At 43.9% G+C, this 18853-nt stretch carries 14 protein-coding genes and 1 pseudogene; 8 read left to right on the top strand and 7 right to left on the bottom strand.

Annotated features, from left to right (window positions below; genetic code table 11):
• Window positions 1-77, top strand: a pseudogene (locus ACE01T_RS05670) (IS1 family transposase); the annotation flags it as partial.
• A 49-nt stretch (window positions 78-126) separates the two neighbouring features.
• On the opposite strand, the gene ACE01T_RS05665 reads toward ACE01T_RS05670, so the two are convergent.
• From ACE01T_RS05665 to ACE01T_RS05655, 3 genes are all read right to left on the bottom strand, one after another.
• Complete coding sequence (locus tag ACE01T_RS05665) at window positions 127-2259, bottom strand: 3-hydroxyacyl-CoA dehydrogenase NAD-binding domain-containing protein (protein ID WP_180044231.1); 2133 nt, start codon at window positions 2257-2259, stop codon at window positions 127-129.
• An 11-nt stretch (window positions 2260-2270) separates the two neighbouring features.
• Window positions 2271-3476, bottom strand: coding sequence for an acetyl-CoA C-acetyltransferase (locus ACE01T_RS05660; protein WP_395518898.1), 1206 nt, complete (start codon window positions 3474-3476; stop codon window positions 2271-2273).
• Between the two features lie 171 nt (window positions 3477-3647).
• Window positions 3648-4658, bottom strand: a complete 1011-nt coding sequence (locus ACE01T_RS05655) for an AraC family transcriptional regulator (protein ID WP_086195699.1) — start codon at window positions 4656-4658, stop codon at window positions 3648-3650.
• A gap of 217 nt (window positions 4659-4875) precedes the next feature.
• Here ACE01T_RS05655 and ACE01T_RS05650 point away from each other — a divergent pair, with 217 nt between their 5' ends.
• The 5 genes from ACE01T_RS05650 to ACE01T_RS05630 all read left to right on the top strand — a co-directional run bounded on the left by ACE01T_RS05650 (window position 4876) and on the right by ACE01T_RS05630 (window position 12396).
• Complete coding sequence (locus ACE01T_RS05650; protein ID WP_395518897.1) at window positions 4876-5994, top strand: CaiB/BaiF CoA transferase family protein; 1119 nt, start codon at window positions 4876-4878, stop codon at window positions 5992-5994.
• A gap of 140 nt (window positions 5995-6134) precedes the next feature.
• Window positions 6135-7394: a carbohydrate porin gene (locus ACE01T_RS05645; RefSeq protein ID WP_395518899.1), complete on the top strand. Its 1260-nt coding sequence runs from the start codon at window positions 6135-6137 to the stop codon at window positions 7392-7394.
• Window positions 7395-7617: 223 nt separating this feature from the next.
• Entirely contained in the window at window positions 7618-10020 is a 2403-nt protein-coding gene (locus tag ACE01T_RS05640) for a glucose/quinate/shikimate family membrane-bound PQQ-dependent dehydrogenase (protein ID WP_395518896.1), read from the top strand.
• Between the two features lie 254 nt (window positions 10021-10274).
• Window positions 10275-11918, top strand: a complete 1644-nt coding sequence (locus ACE01T_RS05635; protein WP_180044221.1) for a nitrite/sulfite reductase — start codon at window positions 10275-10277, stop codon at window positions 11916-11918.
• Entirely contained in the window at window positions 11911-12396 is a 486-nt protein-coding gene (locus tag ACE01T_RS05630; RefSeq protein ID WP_180044219.1) for a DUF934 domain-containing protein, read from the top strand. Before ACE01T_RS05635 ends, ACE01T_RS05630 begins: the two co-directional genes overlap by 8 nt.
• Window positions 12397-12468: 72 nt before the next feature.
• Here the strand turns inward: ACE01T_RS05630 and ACE01T_RS05625 are convergent, their stop codons facing one another.
• The 3 genes from ACE01T_RS05625 to ACE01T_RS05615 form a co-directional block, all read right to left on the bottom strand.
• Complete coding sequence (locus ACE01T_RS05625) at window positions 12469-12918, bottom strand: VOC family protein (RefSeq protein ID WP_180044217.1); 450 nt, start codon at window positions 12916-12918, stop codon at window positions 12469-12471.
• A gap of 204 nt (window positions 12919-13122) precedes the next feature.
• The gene (locus tag ACE01T_RS05620; RefSeq protein WP_395518895.1) at window positions 13123-14298 is read right to left on the bottom strand and encodes a thiolase family protein; all 1176 of its coding nucleotides are present in this window, start codon (window positions 14296-14298) and stop codon (window positions 13123-13125) included.
• Window positions 14299-14414: 116 nt separating this feature from the next.
• Window positions 14415-14936 (bottom strand): GspH/FimT family pseudopilin, encoded by a 522-nt coding sequence (locus ACE01T_RS05615; protein WP_395518894.1) that lies wholly within the window; start codon window positions 14934-14936, stop codon window positions 14415-14417.
• Window positions 14937-15310: 374 nt separating this feature from the next.
• Here ACE01T_RS05615 and omp38 point away from each other — a divergent pair, with 374 nt between their 5' ends.
• Complete coding sequence (gene omp38 / locus ACE01T_RS05610) at window positions 15311-16363, top strand: outer membrane protein Omp38 (RefSeq protein ID WP_180044211.1); 1053 nt, start codon at window positions 15311-15313, stop codon at window positions 16361-16363.
• A 142-nt stretch (window positions 16364-16505) separates the two neighbouring features.
• Window positions 16506-17333, top strand: a complete 828-nt coding sequence (locus ACE01T_RS05605) for an alpha/beta fold hydrolase (RefSeq protein WP_300044116.1) — start codon at window positions 16506-16508, stop codon at window positions 17331-17333.
• Window positions 17334-17388: 55 nt separating this feature from the next.
• Here the strand turns inward: ACE01T_RS05605 and ACE01T_RS05600 are convergent, their stop codons facing one another.
• On the bottom strand, window positions 17389-18849 hold the full coding sequence (locus ACE01T_RS05600) for an amino acid permease (RefSeq protein ID WP_395518893.1): 1461 nt from the start codon (window positions 18847-18849) through the stop codon (window positions 17389-17391).
• Between the last annotated feature and the right edge of the window lie 4 nt (window positions 18850-18853).

Below are 18853 nucleotides of genomic sequence, written 5' to 3'. Positions count from 1 at the left end.
ATTTTTCAAAAAAGATTGAAAACCATTTTAAAGCTTTCGACTTAACCTTTTTTTACATCAATAATGGCTTCATTTAATGTCAGCATACTTTTTGAAACACCACCCAATATTTTTGCACAATAAGATTTAAATTTTTTCGCCTTGGGCAATCTTGTCTTTGAGCAATTGCGGTGCTTTAAAACGTACGCCATATTTAGCTTCAAGGGTATTGGCACGCAGCAGGGCTTTTTCTAAACCGTATTGATTTAAAAATTGCAAAGCACCTCCAGTCCACGGGGCAAAACCAATTCCGAAAATCGAGCCGACATTGCCATCGACTGTCGATTCCAGCACACCTTCTTCCAGACAGCGTAAAGTATCCAGAGATTGCACAAACAGAAAACGGTCAATCATTTCCTGTTCAGAAATATCCGTATCTTTCTGCCATTTTTTCAGGCCCTCCCAAAGCTGCTTTTTACCCCCTTTTGGATAGTCATAGAAGCCTGCACCAGCAGCCTTACCTTTACGGTCAAATTCGTGAATCATGGTCTGAATCACGTCATCCGCAGTTGAGCGTGGCAGATCTTTGCCTTCGGCTTGCAGGGCTTTACGTGTTTCAGTCGCGACATGCTCTGAAAGGGTAAGCGAAACTTCATCCTGAATGGCCAGTGGACCCACAGGCATACCGGCTTTCAGCGCAGCCATTTCAATACGGGCTGGATGTATACCTTCGGCCAGCAGGCGCAGACCTTCCTGAACAAAGGTGCCAAACACGCGACTGGTAAAGAAACCGCGGCTGTCATTCACCACAATCGGGGTTTTGCCAATTTGCTGCACAAAATCATAGGCTTTGGCCAAGGTTTCACTGGATGTGTTTTGCCCTTTGATGATTTCAACCAGCTGCATTTTATCGACCGGACTAAAGAAATGCAGGCCAATAAAATTCGCCGCATTTTTAGAAGCCTGTGCCAAAGCGGTAATTGGCAAGGTCGAGGTGTTGGATGCTATCACGCCACCATCGACCAGATAGGGTTCAGCTTCTTGCGTGACTTTGGCTTTCAGCTCGGGATTTTCAAATACCGCTTCAATGATCAGGTCGCAACCTTGCAAGTCCGCAGCATCCGCCGTTGTCTTAATAACGGCTAAAATTCGATCTCTTTTCTCTGCGCTTAAATGACTCTGTGAGACTTTCTTGTCTAAAAGCTTTTGGCTATAGGCTTTGCCTTTTTCAGCCGCATCGAGAGAGATATCTTTTAGAACTACGGCAATGCCTTTAGATGCAGTGGCATAAGCAATGCCTGCACCCATCATGCCGGCACCTAAAATGCCGACTTTAGACGTTTTCCATTTGGCGATGTCTTTTGGACGGCTGGCACCAGACTTAATCGCATTCAAACCATGCCAGAAGGTGCCGATCATGTTTTTGGAAATTTGACCTGTGGCCAGATAGGTAAAGTAACGTGATTCAATGGTCAGAGCAGTATCGACATCAACCTGAGCACCTTCTACCGCTGCCGCCATAATGGCTTCAGGCGCTGGGTAGCAGCCTTTGGTTTTGTCACGCAGCATGGCAGGCGCAATCGCCAGCATTTGTGCCACGGCAGGGGACGAGGGTGTACCCCCCGGAATTTTATAGCCTTTTACATCGAAAGGTTGTGCAGACTGCGGATTGGCTTTGACCCAGGCAATGGCTTTGTCTAAAAGCTCCTGTTCAGAATCGGCTGTGTCGTGAATCAGCCCTAAAGATTTGGCTTTTTCTACACCCAATTGCTTGCCTTCCATGAGCAAAGGAAATGCATTTTGCAGACCGAGCAGGCGCACCATGCGTACAATACCGCCACCGCCAGGCAACAAGCCTAAAGTCACTTCAGGCAGGCCGAATTTGGTTTTGGCATCATTCAGAGCAATACGATGATGACAGCACAATGCCAGTTCCCAACCGCCACCCAGTGCTGTGCCATTTAAGGCTGCAACGACAGGAATACCGCGGGTTTCGATATAACGCAGCTGGGCTTTCAGCTCTTCAATCATGTTGAAGAATTCAGTGGCATGTTCAGGTGTGGCTTGAATCAGCTCATCCAGGTCACCACCGGCAAAGAAGGTCTTTTTCGCGGAACGGAAAATAATCCCTGCGATATGGTCATCGGCTTTTAGCTTTTTTACAGTTGCTGTTAAGGCATCGCGGAAATCTGCATTCATGGTATTGGCAGACTGGTTGGGAGAATCTAAGGTTAATATGATGATATTGTCGGCATTTTTTTCAAATTGAATTGCGCTCATTTTTGTTCTCCTTATACCAATTCAATAATCGTTGCGATGCCCATACCGCCACCGACGCACAGGGTTGCAAGGCCACGTTTTTTACCTTGACGTTCCAATTCATCCAAAAGTGTGCCCAAAATCATGGCGCCGGTTGCACCCAGTGGATGTCCCAGAGCAATTGCACCACCGTTGACATTGACTTTGGCCGGATCAACATTGAGCTCAGTAATAAAACGCATCACCACGGCAGCGAAGGCTTCATTCACTTCGAACAGGTCTATATCATCAATCGTCAAACCGGCTTTTTCTAAGGCTTTACGTGCAGCTGGAGCCGGGCCGGTCAACATGATGGTCGGGTCGGTACCTACAAGTGCAGTCGATAGCACTTTGGCTCGTGGTTTTAAGCCCTGTTCTTGCACGGCTTTTTCGGATGCTACCAGAACAACAGCTGCACCATCGACAATGCCTGATGAATTTCCCGCATGGTGTACATGATTGACTGCTCCCACTTCTGGATATTTTTGCAGGGCACTGGCATCAAAACCCATCTGTCCCATCATGGCAAAGCTTGGATTGAGTTTGCCTAAGCTTTCTGCTGTAGTGGTTGGCTTGATGAATTCATCTTTATCCAAAATCACTACACCAGCTTTATCTTTTACCGGCACAACTGATTTGTCGAAATAGCCATTTGCTTGTGCAGATGCCGCTTTTTTCTGTGAGTCTGCTGCAAAGGCATCCACATCTGAGCGCGTATAACCATCAATGGTGGCAATCAGGTCGGCACCAATGCCTTGCGGAATAAAGTCGCAGGCCATATTGGTTTCAGGGTCCAGTGCCCAAGGGCCGCCATCTGAACCCATCGGTACGCGCGACATAGATTCAACGCCACCAGCAACCACTATATCTTCCCAGCCTGAACGGACTTTTTGCGCAGCCAGATTCACAGCTTCCAGACCTGAGGCACAGAAGCGGTTGATCTGTACTCCAGCTACATCATTGTCCCATCCGGCAGCAATGGCTGCAGTTTTGGCAATATCGGCACCCTGGTCGCCAATCGGCGTGACACAGCCCAGGACAATATCATCAACCTTTGAAGTATCGAGTTGATGACGGTCTTTTAATTCATTGAGTAATGTGGTGAGTAGGGTAATCGGTTTCACTTCATACAGTGAACCATCCTTTTTTCCTTTTCCGCGTGGTGTGCGAATGGCATCAATGATATAAGCCTCGCTCATGGCATTTCCCTTTTATGATTTTAAAATTTTTATACTTTTTTGAGTGTAATGATTAATTTTCGAAGTGCAATGACGAGAACGGATCAGGTCAGATCAGATGATGTTTTTGGTCAATAAAAAAGCCCAAGTCGAAACTTGGGCTTAGAGAGAAACTGAAAAGATCGGTTGTGATCAGTGATAACCGTGCAACTGGCGATATAAACCTGGAGTCACCCCTGTCCATTTTTTAAAGGCACGATGGAAAGTACTGGTTTCACTAAAGCCGACCTGCTGCGCGACATCTTCGAGGGTCAAACCCGGATTCAGCAATAGGTGAATGGCGGCATCACGGCGTAAGGCATCTTTCACGCCCTGATAGCTTTTTCCTTCCGCAGCCAGACGGCGACGCAAAGTTTGTGGAGAAAGATACAACATCGAAGCCACATCGTTGAGTGTTGGCATTTCTTCACCAATCTGGCTCTTTAACACTTCACGGATACGAGAAGTCAGCGAGTTGGTGTTTTTGAATTTAACCAGCAACTGTGCAGGTGCAGCTTTGAGGAATTCTTCCAGCGTTTCTTCATTTTGACGCAGTGGAAGATCCAGATAGTCTGCGGCAAAGGTAATTTCGGTACGTGGCGCATCGAATTGCATCACCGGTGCGAAGAACAGGGCATCATATTCATCGGCATGTGCAGGACGTGGGTAGCCAAAATGAACGCGTTCGAGTGGCAGACGGCGTTCGATGAGCCAAGAGGCCAGACCGTGCCAGATCATCAGCATGCTTTCGGTAATGAAGTGATCGGGATCCATGCTTTTAGGAATAAGCGGAACCAGGCGAGCTTCGTGTTTGTCACGTTCCAGAGTCACAGACCATTCATCGCCAAACAGTTTATAAAACTGGGAAGAAAGCTCTAAGGCATCTCCTAGCGTTTTCGCATGAATAATCAACTGACACATAATGGCAAAAGTGCCCAGACGACGTGGCTGTATATCAAAGCCTACATGTTCGTCCTGGGTCACCATCCAGAGCATTTGAATAAATCGGGTATATTGTTCCGGAGAAATACGGGCTTTAGGTTGACGTAATAATTCCGCTTCAATGCCGACATGTGACAATAAAGTTTCGACATCCATGCCCAGACGTTTTACGCCGGTTAAAGCCGCATTGACGAAGTGGATACTAATCGTATCGCGACTCATATTAAATCCTTCAGTCTCTTTCTCTTTTATATTCACTTGCAGTTGACCTAAATGACGCTAAAAATTGTTTGGGTGGCAATTTACAATAGTTATTGCACCCTATTTACATCTTAAATTGCCGAAATGATCAAGGTAAATGGCTGAACATGACATTGTTTTATGAGTTTTATATTTCTAATATGCATATAAAATCAACATAAAAAGAGAAAAAACGGACATGACTACGGCTTTAAAAGGATTAAAAGTACTTGATTTTTCAACTTTACTCCCGGGTCCATTTGCCACTTTGTATCTGGCAGACCTCGGTGCAGAAGTGATCCACATTGAATCACCTACACGGCCAGACCTGATTCGGTTATTGCCGCCTTATGCCCATGGACAGGCAACGGCACACAGTTATTTAAACCGTAATAAACAGTCAGTTGCTCTGGATTTAAAAGATCCGCACAACATTGAACTGATTAAACAGAAGATTACTGAATACGATATTGTGGTCGAGCAGTTTCGGCCGGGGGTGATGCAGCGCCTGGGTCTCGACTACGCCACGCTTGCAGCATTGAACCCTCGACTGATTTATTGCTCCATTACCGGTTATGGACAAACCGGAAGTTATAAAGATAAGGCCGGACACGATATAAATTATTTGGCCTTGTCCGGAATTGCCGGACATAGTGGCCGGCAAGAGGGTGGACCACCGGCATTAGGTATACAGGTCGCCGATGTGGCTGGAGGCTCCTTACATGCGGTCATTGGGATTTTGGCTGCTGTGGTGGAACGTGAGCACAGCGGTTTGGGACAATATATTGATATTTCGATGACCGATTGTGTAGCCACTTTAAATAATATGGCAGCGGCTGCCACATTGGCAGGAAATACCAAACAATTTCCCGAACAGTCGTATTTAAATGGCGGTAGTTTTTATGACTATTACCAGACTCAGGATGGCCGTTATTTATCGATTGGGAGTTTGGAGCCACAGTTTATGTCGGGCTTGGCACACATTTTGGATCTTCCCATCCTTGGTGAAAAAGGGGCTTCGTTTGACCCGGCAGATCAGCAAGTCGTCAAGCGGGCGCTTCAGGAAAAGATTCAATCGAAAACTTGGCAAGAGTGGCAAGTGATCTTTGCCGATCAGGATGTGTGTGTAGAGCCTGTTTTAACTCTGGATGAAGCCTTGGATTCTCGTTTGGCTCAAGAACGAAAATGGGCAGTTGAAGTGCCGCTGGCTCCGGACAGCAAGCAGACGGAAACCCAGTTGGCCTGTCCGATTAAATTTTCCCGCTCTCAGGCAGAATATTTATATATAGGACAGCATTTAGGCGCCGGAAACTGGTAGTTTTCACATAGATTAAAAACATTAACATTGAAAAACAATGTATTCACAATTTGCGCCCAATGTTAAATAAAAAACAGGAGTAGCATCAGTATTAGAAAAAAATAATATAAAGGTGAGCGGCTGTGAAGCAGTTATGGAGCATGTTCGGTGTCGGTGTGGGCCTGATCTCTCTCAGCGCTGTATTAAACACCGCAAATGCAGGCAATGCATTTGATTCACAAAGCCAGTGGATGTTCGGTGACTGGAATGGTCAACGTACAGCATTACAACAAAAAGGATATGACTTCAGTCTGGGTTATACCGGTGAAATTGCGACTTTACTGGACTCAGACCATCATTCCAGTGATGGCACTGAATACGCAGATCAGTTTGCAATCGGTGTCCACTTCGATTTAAACAGAATTCTAGGCTGGCAAGACACTGAAGCGCAAATAACCGTGACCGAGCGTAATGGCCGTAGTCTGTCGAATAGTTCAGCTGCCTTAAATGGTCATCTCAGTTCGGTACAAGAAGTCTGGGGCCGTGGCCAAACCTGGCGTTTAACGGACTTCTGGATCAAGAAAAAATTCCTGGAACAAAAACTGGATCTCAAAGTGGGGCGCTTTGGTGAGGGTGAAGATTTCAACAGTTTTGATTGTGATTTCCAGAATCTGGCGCTTTGTGGTTCTCAAGTGGGGAACTGGGTCGGTGATCAGTGGTACAACTGGCCAGTGAGTCAATGGGCTGCCCGAGCGAAATATAACTTCACTCCTGACGTCTATGCCCAGGTCGGTGCCTATGAATATAACCCTGAAAACCTTGAACGAGGCAAAGGCTTCAATTTAAGTACCGATGGTTCTCATGGTACGATTATTCCTGCTGAAGTGGTTTGGACACCGAAACTCGGCGCGGCAAAACTTCCGGGTGAATATCGTGCAGGTTATTACTACAGCAGCGCCGATGCTGCAGAAATAAAAGAAGCATCTCAAACTGAGCACAAACAAGGTGCTTGGGTCGTGGCCAAACAGCAACTGACTGCACATAACGGTGATTCATCTCGCGGTCTGAGTGCTTTTGTAAACTTAACTGTACATGATCGTGACACAAACAAAGTCAGTGACATGCAAAATATGGGTCTGGTTTATAAAGGTTTAATGGACTTTCATCCTCAGGACGAGATTGCGATCGGTATTGCCCGCATCAAGATCAATCACGATGTCAGTGATGCGAACATTCGCAATAACAGTGTGGATGCCCGTGGCCTACAGAGCGAAGAATACGATACGGAAATTTACTATGGTATTCATGCAACAAACTGGCTCACTATCCGTCCAAATATTCAATATATCCATCAGGTTGGTGCATATAAAAATGGCGAGAATGCCTGGGTTGGCGGTATTAAGTTACAAACAGCGTTCTAGTTTCTAGATGTCTAGTTTCTAGATGTCTAGTTTCTAGATGTCTAGTTTCTAGATGTCTAGTTTCTAGATGATAAGTACTTGGGTTTTATCATTCGATGCTTGGAGCACAACTTTCTTTTGCAGATCGGTTTAATCCAGATATTTAAAATCTAAAAATTAAAAAGGTGCTCATATTTAACTTTAGGTATGAGCTTTAAAAGAATTCTAAAAATAGGTGGTCAATATGAGTACTCCATCTTCAGGTTCAGGGCTAAAAACGATTTTGGCTGTTGTGGCCATCATTTTCGGTTTAGTACTGCTGATTGGAGGAATATATCTTGCAGTGCTTGGTGGGTCTTGGTACTACATCATCGCAGGTCTATTCTTCATTGCTACTGCAGTTTTATTACACAAATTAAAAAGCTCGGCACTGCTGATTTACGCGGCGCTGCTATTAGGGACTGTGGTGTGGGGGCTTTGGGAAGTGGGCTCTGACTTCTTTGCGCTGGCACCTCGTCTCGACATTTTAGGACTATTTGGTCTTTTATTACTTATTCCTGCGGTGACTCGCGGATTTGAACATCCCAAAGGGGCAAAACTGGTTCTTGCAGGCACATTGGCCATCACCATTGCCGTGATGATTTACTCGGTATTTAATGATCCACAGGAAATTCGTGGCGAGTTAAGCACTAAACAGCCTGCAACATCACAGCCTATTCCGGGGATTGAAGATGGTGACTGGCCTGCGTATGGCCGGACCCAGTCCGGTTTACGCTATTCTCCGTTAAGGCAAATTAATTCTGAAAACGTAAAATACTTGCAAGTGGCCTGGGAATATCACACTGGTGAATTCAAAACTGAAAATGACTCGGGTGAAACCACCAATCAGGTCACGCCGATTAAAGTGGGTGACAATATGTACATTTGTACAACTCACCAGAAATTGACTGCACTTGATCCGGCAACAGGTCAAGCCAAATGGACTTATGATCCTAAATTACGTGCTGATAATACCTATCAACATTTAACTTGCCGTGGTGTGTCTTATTATGATGCCAATAACACGGCAGGCTTCGAAGCCAGTCTGGCTGCCAAGAAAACAGCTTCAGCCGATTGCCCTAAAAAAGTGATTTTGCCGGTGAATGATGGCCGTCTTGTCGCGATCAATGCCGACACGGGCAAGGCGTGTACTGACTTTGGTAAAAATGGCGAAGTCGATCTGCAAAAAGACATGCCATTCCCATACCCGGGCGGTTATATTCCAACCTCACCGCCAGTGGTTACAGGTACAACCATTATTATTGGCGGTTCAACCACCGATAACTATTCGACTGAAGAGCCATCTGGTGTGATCCGCGGTTATGACGTCAATAGCGGTGAACTGCTTTGGGTATTCGATACTGGTGCTGAAGATCCAAATGCCATTCCTGCACCAGGCCAGAAATTTGTTCATAACTCCCCCAATGCCTGGGCACCATTAGCCTATGATGCAAAACTGGATATGGTCTATGTACCTACAGGTGTCGGTACGCCAGATATTTATGGTGGGCACCGTATCGAACTGGATGAACGCTATGCCAACTCCATGCTGGCTTTAAATGCATCTACCGGTAAGCTGGTCTGGAATTTCCAAACCACCCATCATGACTTATGGGATATGGATGTACCAGCGCAGCCGACTTTAGCGGACATTAAAGATAAATCTGGCAATCTTGTTCCTGCAATCTATGTGCTGACGAAAACAGGGAATGCTTTTGTGCTGGACCGTCATACGGGTAAGGCAATCGTTCCGATTACAGAGAGGCCGGTGCCGCAAACGGTAAAACGCGGCCCACAAACCAAAGGCGAACGTTATTCCCCAACTCAACCATTCTCTGATTTTGACTTGGCGCCTAAAGAAAAATTAACCGACAAGCAGATGTGGGGTGCCACCATGTTTGACCAGTTAATGTGCCGTGTAGCGTTCAAGAAATTAAACTATGATGGCATTTATACGCCACCTTCTGAAAATGGCACGCTGGTGTTCCCGGGTAACCTGGGTGTGTTTGAATGGGGAGGTATGTCGGTCAACCCCGACCGTCAAATTGCAGTAATGAACCCGATTGGCTTGCCATTTGTGTCCAGACTGATCCCTGAAGATCCGAACCGTAAGCAAACAGCCAAAGGCGCGGGGACTGAACAAGGTGTTCAGCCCATGTACGGTGTGCCTTATGGGGTAGAAATCAGTGCCTTTCTTTCACCCTTCGGACTGCCATGTAAACAGCCGGCTTGGGGCTATGTGGCGGGTGTCGATTTAAATACCCATGAAGTGGCCTGGAAACGCCGGATCGGTACCATTCGTGACAGTATGCCAGGTATTCCATTACCGCCATTTAAAATGGGGGTGCCAATGCTGGGCGGTCCAATCTCGACTGCAGGTAATTTGATGTTTGTGGGTGCAACCCAAGACAATTATATCCGTGCTATTAATGTCACCAATGGTGATGAGCTTTGGAAAGGCCGTCTACCGGCGGGTGGTCAGGCAACGCCAATGACATATGAAGCCAATGGTAAACAATATGTAGTCATTATGGCCGGTGGTCATGGTTCATTTGGCACCAAAATGGGCGACTCTATCGTGGCTTATGCCTTACCCGATAAAAAATAAGCTACCTATTTATTCGGTTAAATTTTAAAAGTCCGATTCGTCGGGCTTTTTTATGAAAATAAATGCTAAGGAATAAATAAAATAAGCAATATCATGGAAAATGAATCAAAAAAGGCTGAAAGGCTGTATATCCGTGCAGCTTAGACACACTTATCAATAAAATCGCTATGAAATATGTAAAAAACGCATTTTGTTGATAGATCAAATCTCGTTATGCTGTCCGCCGTTATAATAGAAACTACTAGCTGTACGCCATGTATTTATATACTGATTTTGACCAGCAACTGGTCAATGAACGTGTTGCACAATTCCGTGACCAAACGGAACGTTATTTAGCCGGTAAATTGACGGAAGATGAATATCGTCCGCTTCGTCTGCAAAACGGCCTTTATGTACAACGTTATGCGCCAATGTTGCGTGTTGCAGTGCCTTACGGTCTGATGAATTCAAAACAATTGCGTAAAATTGCGCAATTGGCTCAAGACTATGACCGTGGTTATGCACACGTATCAACACGTCAAAACATTCAGTTTAACTGGCCTGCACTAGAAAATGTACCGGACATGCTGCAAGAGCTGGCATCTGTACAAATGCATGCCATCCAGACTTCTGGTAACTGTATCCGTAATACCACGACTGACCAGTATGCCGGGGTGGTTGCCGGTGAAATTGCAGATCCACGTCCGACCTGTGAATTGATCCGTCAGTGGTCAACTTTCCACCCGGAATTTGCCTTCTTGCCACGTAAGTTCAAAATTGCGGTTTCTGCATTAGAAGAAACTGACCGTGCGGCAACGTCATTCCACGACATTGGTGTATACATCGTGCGTAATGAAGCAGGTGAGATCGGCTATAAAATCAAAGTCGGTGGTGGCTTGGGTCGTACCCCGGTGATTGGTAGCTTTATCCGTGACTTCCTGCCACGTGAAGATTTGATTGCGTATTTGGAAGCGGTACTGCGTGTCTATAACTTGCATGGTCGTCGTGACAACAAATACAAAGCCCGTATCAAGATTTTAGTAAAAGCGTTAACACCAGCCGTATTTGCAGAAAAAGTTGAAGCTGAATTTGCACATACCATCAAGACTCTAAAAATCGATGCAGATACCTTGGCGAAAATGGATGAGAATTTCACGCCATTTGCTTACCAAGATTATGCCGATGAAGACTTTGCTGAGCAGTTTGCTGCGCATCCGAAGTTTAAGCAGTGGTTCAACATCAACACCAATGCACATAAAGTAAAAGGTTATCGTATCGTCACGATTTCTCTGAAACGTGCCGGTATTGCTCCTGGTGATATGACTGTTGAAGAGATGAACCTGATTGCAGATCTTGCAGACAAGTACACCTTCGGCGAGTTCCGTACCACCCACGAACAAAACATTGCCTTGGTCGATGTACCGCAAAAAGACCTGTTTGAATTATGGCAGATCCTTGATCAGCACAATCTGGCTCGTGCGCATATTGGTTTCATTACTGACATCATCTGCTGCCCGGGCGGTGATTTCTGTTCATTGGCGAATGCGAAATCCATTCCAATTTCTGAAGCGATTTCACGCCGTTTTGATGATCTGGATACTATTTACAACTTAGGTAAACTGGATCTCAACATTTCAGGTTGTATGAATGCCTGTGGTCACCACCATGTTGGTAATATCGGTATTTTGGGTGTAGACAAAAAAGGTGCAGAGTTCTACCAAATCACGCTTGGTGGTAATGCCGACCACGATGCTTCAATTGGTGACATCCTTGGGCCATCATTTGCAGCAGACCGTATTCCAGATGTAGTGGAAGAAATTCTAAATACCTATCTTGACCTTCGAAATGACGGTGAAGAGTTTATTGATACTTACCGCCGTGTTGGCATTCAACCATTTAAGGAGCGTGCATATGCTTAATACCGCACTACAAGTGCTCTCTAAAGATGGCACGATTGCAGACAATACGTATCAATTAATTGGTGAAGATGACGTATTACCACAGGGTGACGTGGTTTTAACGGTTGAACAGTTAGACCAGATTGCCAATATTTCAGGTAAAAAAGCACTTTACATTACTGTAGATGCCTCTCCTGAAACGCATGAGTTTCCGCTTGACCAGTTAGATGCAATCTTTATCGAATTTGCAGGCTTTAACGATGGTCGTGGCTATTCATTCGCTGCATTGTTACGTCGTCAAGGTTTTGCAGGTGAGTTACGGGCTACTGGTGATGTATTTAAAGACGTGTTGAACTATATGAAGCGCTCAGGTTTCGATACTTTCGTGATTAAAGAAGGTAAAGATATTGCTGAAGCTGCTGCAGGTTTGGGTGATTTCACCAATCCTTATCAAGCTTCAACTGCAGTGCCAAAAGCACATTATCAAACAGGTGCTTGATTGTTTTAAGCAAATGTTAAAAAGCCGGATTGATTCCGGCTTTTTTATGCATGTTTAAATAAAAAACCGTGATTACATGGCTTCTAATTGGCAATTGACCATCCATTTAATCCCAAACTGATCGGTAAATGTGCCATAGAGCGCTCCCCAAAATGTCTTTTCTAAAGGCATTTCTATTTGTCCATTCACAGATAAAGCATCAAATAAGCGTTGTGCTTCTGCCTGCTCATGGGCATTCAGATTAATTGAAATATAGTGATTATTACCTGGCGTGAAAATGCTATTGGTCTGCGCACAGAATTGATCATTGGCATCAGATCCCATCAATTCCGTAAATGCATTAATCGGTAAGGATACATGCAGAATAAGATTTTTATCTGCCTCAGATAGCGTGACACCTTCTTGCGCTGGCAATTCACCATAACGGGTCAGATTGGAAAACTCGCCACCAAAAACAGATTTATAAAAGTTAAATGCTGCTTCGGTTTCGCCTTGGAAATTAAGATAATGATTAAGTTGCATGAAAAGCCTTTGTTGTTGTTTTGATGCTTCTAATCTAGCAGGCTTAAGCTTAAATTTAGATGATGAAAATATAAAAAAGTGTAAGCATAAAAAATCCCTCAACAGAGGGATTTTTTTATCTTCTCTCTCTAACTCTCTCCCTAAGGGAGAGAGTTAGAGAGAGGGGGAATATACTTGATTTTCTCTTTAACGAAGGGAAATTTTTTACAAAAGCTCAATCGCTACAGCAGTTGCTTCACCACCACCAATACACAGGGTAGCAATCCCTTTTTTACCACCAGTACGTTTTAAAGCATGAATGAGCGTCAAGATAATACGCGAACCGCTAGAGCCAACCGGATGACCAAGGGCACAAGCACCACCATTGATGTTGACCTTAGCTGGATCAAGTTTGAAGTCATCCATTGGACACATGGTCACCATGGCAAAAGCTTCGTTAATCTCCCAAAGATCGACGTCTTGAGCATCCCAACCGGTTTTATTTAAAACTTTCTGAATGGCACCGACCGGAGCAATGGTGAACTCAGATGGATGTTGAGAATTTGTAGCATAGGCCACAATTTTAGCCAGAGGTTTTAAACCTTTTGCTGCTGCATTATCCGCCGATGTTAATACCAATGCAGATGCACCGTCTGAAATCGAGCTGGCATTCGCTGCAGTAATGGTGCCGTCTTTGGCAAATGCAGGGCGAAGTGCTGGAATTTTTGCAATATTGGCATTGAACGGTTGTTCATCTTTATCAACCACTATATCGCCTTTGCGGCTCGATACGGTTACAGGCACGATTTCATCGGCAAAGTAACCTTCATTCACGGCTTTTTGTGCACGTTCTAAAGAGCGAATCGCAAAGTCATCCATTTGTTCACGCGTATAGCCACGGGTATTTGCCATGTCTTGTGCAAATGAACCCATTAAACGGCCTGTTTCTGCATCTTCAAGACCATCCAAGAACATATGGTCTTTAATTTCACCATGACCCATGCGCAAACCACCACGTGCCTTAGGCAATACATAAGGTGCATTAGTCATGGATTCCATACCGCCTGCAACCACAATTTCAGCAGAGCCGGCTTTAATCATATCAGCCGCTTGCATCACGGCTTTCATGCCAGAACCACACAGCTTATTGATGGTGATTGCGCCAGTTGAATCGGGTAGTCCAGCTTGACGCATTGCCTGGCGAGCTGGTCCTTGTTTTAAGCCGGCAGGCAACACGCAGCCCATAATGACTTCTTCGACATCGGTTGCTTGTAATCCAGCACGTGCAATCGCTTCTTTGATACATGCTGCTCCAAGTTCTGGGGCTGTTACACTGGCCAAGCTACCTTGGAAGCCGCCCATTGCAGTACGTGCCCCATTTACGATTACGATGTCTGTCATTGTTCTTTCTCCGAGATTGATTTTTTTAGGGAATTACTTTCCAAGCTTAAGCAGTATATTGAAAAATGAGCTGGAATAAACAAAGATTGTAGGATGTCTTTAGACTGATAAGTCTTTTAGCAGCTCGATAGGTTTTCTATCCGCATATGTCCCATCGCACTCAGAACCAGTTTCTGGTGATGATCAGAAACTATTGAACAGTAATAAAAACTGCCATTTGAACCTATGGGCAAGCCATTTTCCGCTTGAAAAGTTAAGCTGGGAACATTCAAAGTTCCTTTCCAGTCTAAGTGCCCATATTTTAAATCGGTAGATTCTGTATAAATAATTTTTTCACTCGTATCAATTTGCCTATTTTTATTGCTGTCGAGAAAAACCAGTAAACCGGTAGTCCATTGGTTTGTTTGACAATTCACTTTATTTTGACTTGGACATATCACCACATTGCTATGATAAATAGATGCATGCGATTTAGCTAATTGAATCGTTGAAATCAGTTTATTGGTAGTGGTATTGACTTCCTGTTTGGCTTTTATGTCTTGAAAATAAGGTAAAGCAATGGTCGCCAGAATGGCAAAAATAGCCAAAGTAACGATGAGCTCAACTAACGTGAAACCATTTTTGTTTTGAAAAAGCATTTAAAGTGATCCTGTAATATATTTTTTTTAATTATTTGTGTTATTAGTGTTTTGTTTTTTAATTGTTTTTTTGCGGGTAATATTTATTACTCAACTTTTAAGAAAGCTGTTAAAATAATTTGCAAGTGACAATAAGCTATTCATAAGAATAAATTGAGTAAAAAATTACCGAATTACAACGGAAATTGTAAGTAATTTTGTCAATAATTTACTTGATTAAAGTTATCAAGCACTTGGAAAAAAAATAAAGTGTTTGTATGATTCACTGTGAATAGCTTAAGAATAAAACTGGGGTATAAGAAAGCCTATCTCAGAAATAGCCAAATTCTAGGCTTGAGCTTGAACAACAATTGTTATCTCTGGAGGATAAATCCATGAAAATGAGTCGTATTGCATTGGCAATGCTCGTAGCTGCTCCTTTAGCAGCTGCAAACGCAGGCGTAACTGTTACTCCATTAATGCTTGGTTATACTTTCCAAGACACTCAACACAACAATGGTGCTAAAGACCACTTGATGGACTCTACTGATGGTGAGCTACAAGACGATTTATTCGTTGGAGCTGCATTGGGTGTAGAACTTACTCCATGGTTAGGTTTTGAAGCTGAATATAACCAAGTGAAAGGTGATGTAGAAGGCCTTGGCGTACCTGCAGGTGCAGAATATAAGCAGACTCAAATCAATGGTAACTTCTATGCTACTTCTGATTTGATCACTAAAAACTATGACAGCAAAATCAAGCCATATGTACTTTTAGGTGCTGGTCATTACAAATATAAAGCTGCAGGTTCAATTGCAGATGGTGAGTCTGAAGAAGGTACTTTAGGTAACGCAGGTCTAGGTGCTTTCTGGCGCTTAAACGATGCTTTATCTCTACGTACTGAAGCTCGTGCTACTTATAACATCGATGAAGATTTCTGGAACTATACAGCTTTAGCTGGCCTTAACGTAGTTCTTGGCGGTCACTTGAAACCTGCTGCTCCTGTAGTTGAAGTTGCTCCAGTTGAGCCTGTAGCTCCAGTTCAACCAGCTCCACAAGAGTTGACTGAAGACCTTAACATGGAACTTCGTGTGTTCTTTGATACAAACAAATCAAACATCAAAGACCAATACAAACCAGAAATCGCTAAAGTTGCCGAGAAGTTAGTTGAATATCCAAACGCTACTGCTCGCATCGAAGGTCACACAGATAACACTGGTCCACGTGCATTGAACGAACGTTTATCTTTAGCTCGTGCTAACTCTGTTAAATCTTCACTTGTAAATGAATACAATGTAGATCCAGCTCGTTTGTCTACTCAAGGTTTCGCTTGGGATCAACCGATTGCTGACAACAACACTAAAGAAGGCCGTGCTATGAACCGTCGTGTATTCGCGACTATTTCTGGTAGCCGTACTGTTGTTGCAGAACCTGCTCAAGCTCAATAATTAATTATTGATCTAATCTAAAAAAAGCAGCCTTAGGGCTGCTTTTTTATGTTCGCTACATAAGCATAACTTGTTTAATACACTGTTTCATTTCGATCTTGTTCTAATAAACACCTATATACAATAAAAAGAGGGTGAAAAAATGGCACAGATGTTAACGACAACAGATGGAACCTCGATTTATTATAAGGACTGGGGAGAGGGGCCGGTTGTGGTCTTTTCCCATGGATGGCCTCTTTCCAGTGATGCTTTTGAAGACCAGATGTTATTTCTTGCAGAACATGGCTATCGGGTGATTGCATTTGATCGACGTGGTCATGGACGCTCGAGTCAGCCTTGGGCTGGACATAACATTGATCAATATGCACAAGATATGCATCAACTCATTGAGCATCTTGGATTAACCGAGTTCGCTTTAGTCGGACATTCTACCGGTGGGGCAGTCGTGACCCGTTATACGGCAAAATATGGTCAGCATAAAGTCACTAAACTTGCACTTATTGCAGCCGTAACTCCACTCATGATTAAACGAGATGATTATCCAGACGGTGTAGATTCGGACGTGTTTGATGAGATGCGTGCAAATTTACTCGCTAACCGGGCCGATTTTTATCTGGATTTTGCTAAAGCATTTTATGGATATGACAAGCTGTTAAATAAAACTTCGGAAGGGATAATACAAAATTTCTGGCGTATTGCAATGCAGGGTTCAATCAAGGCGCATTATGATTGTATCCATGCATTTTCAGAAACCGATTTACGTGACGATTTAACCCAGATTACAGTACCGACCTTGGTGCTTTATGGAACAGCAGATGACATTGTTCCGCCAGGAATTTGCAGTCAGCAGACCGTCAAACTTTTAAAACAGGGTGTGGAAGAGCAAATTAAGGGAGCACCGCACGGGTTGTGTACCACTCATAAAAATGAAGTCAGTTTTGCTTTGAAAGAATTTCTGTCACATCATTGATATAAGTTAAATAAAAAAACAGCCTTTAGGCTGTTTTTTTATTTAACTACCCGATTTAGTCCTGATCAGGATTCATCTGTTTAACATCCATATCTTGATAAGAAACCAACTTGGTTTTGTTTTTCCATTTATAACCCAGCCAGATTACTAGAAATAATGGAATACTGATATAGGTGGACAATACACCGAGCCAATCACCCGTAATAAAGGCTTGATAGTTCTGTCCGAGTACGACAATCGTACAAAGAATAAATGCAAACCAAGGTGCAAATGGGAAAAACTTGGCTTTATACGCTAAATCTTCCAGTTTATAACCTTGTGCCAAATAACCTTTACGGAAACGGTAGTGTGAAATGGCAATACCCAACCATACGATGAATCCGCACATTCCCGACATATTCAGCAACCAGTTAAACACTTGTTGTTCCCCAATAAAAGTGGTGAGGAAGCAAAGTGCGGCAATTGCTGTGGTGGCATACAGTGCATTCATGGGTACACCACGCGAATCCAGTTTACCAAAGATTTTTGGTGCACTGCCTTTGCGTGCCATGTCAAACAGCATACGGGTGGATGAATACATGCCTGAGTTACCTGCGGACAGGATCGCAGTTAAGATTACGGCATTCATTAAACCTGCGGCGAAAGCAAAACCGACTTTTTCATACAATAAGGTAAAAGGTGAAAGGGTAATGTTTTCACTTGCAGCTGCCTGTAAAAGGCGTGGATCATCATAGGCCACTAGCGTACCAATGATGAAAATGCACACCACATAGAATAATAAAATACGCCAGAAAATTTGCTTGATGGCTACTGGAATGGTCTTTTTAGGATCTTTCGATTCACCCGCAGCCACACCCACCATCTCTGTGCCCTGAAAGGAGAATCCGGCAATCATGGCGACACCAATCATTGCCTGCAAACCACCAACAAAAGGTGCATCACCTTTGGTCCAGTTAGCAAAGGTCACCATATTTGGTGTCAGCATGATTTTTGCAATCATGGCAATACCAATAATAATAAAGACAATAATGGCAATGACTTTAACCAGGGAGAACAAAAACTCACTTTCACCAAAGCCTTTTACAGAGAGTGAGTTAATGGCAAAAATCACGCTCAGAAAAATGGCACTCCAGTAAAATCCGGGAATATCAGGAAACCAGAATTTCATAATAAACTGGACAGCAACCAGTTCAAAAGCAACCGTAATGGCCCAGTTGTACCAATAGTTCCAGCCCAAAGCAAAGCCAAAACCGCCTTCTACATATTTTGTACCGTAGGTAAAGAAAGCACCTGAGGTCGGGTTATGGGTCGCAAGCTCGCCCAGACTGGTCATCAGGAAATAAATCATGATTCCAATCAGGCAGTAAGCCAATAAAGCACCGCCTGGACCAGCATTGGCAATGGTTGCACCAGAAGCCAGGAATAAGCCTGTGCCGATAGAACCACCAATGGCGATCATATTCAAATGACGTGCACCCAGCTTACGCTGTAAATGTGCAGATTGAGTTTCGCTCATCGTT

Source organism: Acinetobacter uliginosus (assembly GCF_044130295.1).
Classification (GTDB): Bacteria; Pseudomonadota; Gammaproteobacteria; order Pseudomonadales; family Moraxellaceae; genus Acinetobacter.
The sequence above is the reverse complement of the archived record's forward strand: the minus strand, read 5'-3'. Positions and strand labels throughout refer to the sequence as shown.

Coding starts and splice junctions, on each gene's coding strand:
- ACE01T_RS05665 (WP_180044231.1), bottom strand. CDS start 2,259: ATGAGCGCAATTCAATTTGAAAAAAATGCCGACAATATCATCATATTA.
- ACE01T_RS05660 (WP_395518898.1), bottom strand. CDS start 3,476: ATGAGCGAGGCTTATATCATTGATGCCATTCGCACACCACGCGGAAAA.
- ACE01T_RS05655 (WP_086195699.1), bottom strand. CDS start 4,658: ATGAGTCGCGATACGATTAGTATCCACTTCGTCAATGCGGCTTTAACC.
- ACE01T_RS05650 (WP_395518897.1), top strand. CDS start 4,876: ATGACTACGGCTTTAAAAGGATTAAAAGTACTTGATTTTTCAACTTTA.
- ACE01T_RS05645 (WP_395518899.1), top strand. CDS start 6,135: ATGTTCGGTGTCGGTGTGGGCCTGATCTCTCTCAGCGCTGTATTAAAC.
- ACE01T_RS05640 (WP_395518896.1), top strand. CDS start 7,618: ATGAGTACTCCATCTTCAGGTTCAGGGCTAAAAACGATTTTGGCTGTT.
- ACE01T_RS05635 (WP_180044221.1), top strand. CDS start 10,275: ATGTATTTATATACTGATTTTGACCAGCAACTGGTCAATGAACGTGTT.
- ACE01T_RS05630 (WP_180044219.1), top strand. CDS start 11,911: ATGCTTAATACCGCACTACAAGTGCTCTCTAAAGATGGCACGATTGCA.
- ACE01T_RS05625 (WP_180044217.1), bottom strand. CDS start 12,918: ATGCAACTTAATCATTATCTTAATTTCCAAGGCGAAACCGAAGCAGCA.
- ACE01T_RS05620 (WP_395518895.1), bottom strand. CDS start 14,298: ATGACAGACATCGTAATCGTAAATGGGGCACGTACTGCAATGGGCGGC.
- ACE01T_RS05615 (WP_395518894.1), bottom strand. CDS start 14,936: ATGCTTTTTCAAAACAAAAATGGTTTCACGTTAGTTGAGCTCATCGTT.
- omp38 (WP_180044211.1), top strand. CDS start 15,311: ATGAAAATGAGTCGTATTGCATTGGCAATGCTCGTAGCTGCTCCTTTA.
- ACE01T_RS05605 (WP_300044116.1), top strand. CDS start 16,506: ATGGCACAGATGTTAACGACAACAGATGGAACCTCGATTTATTATAAG.
- ACE01T_RS05600 (WP_395518893.1), bottom strand. CDS start 18,849: ATGAGCGAAACTCAATCTGCACATTTACAGCGTAAGCTGGGTGCACGT.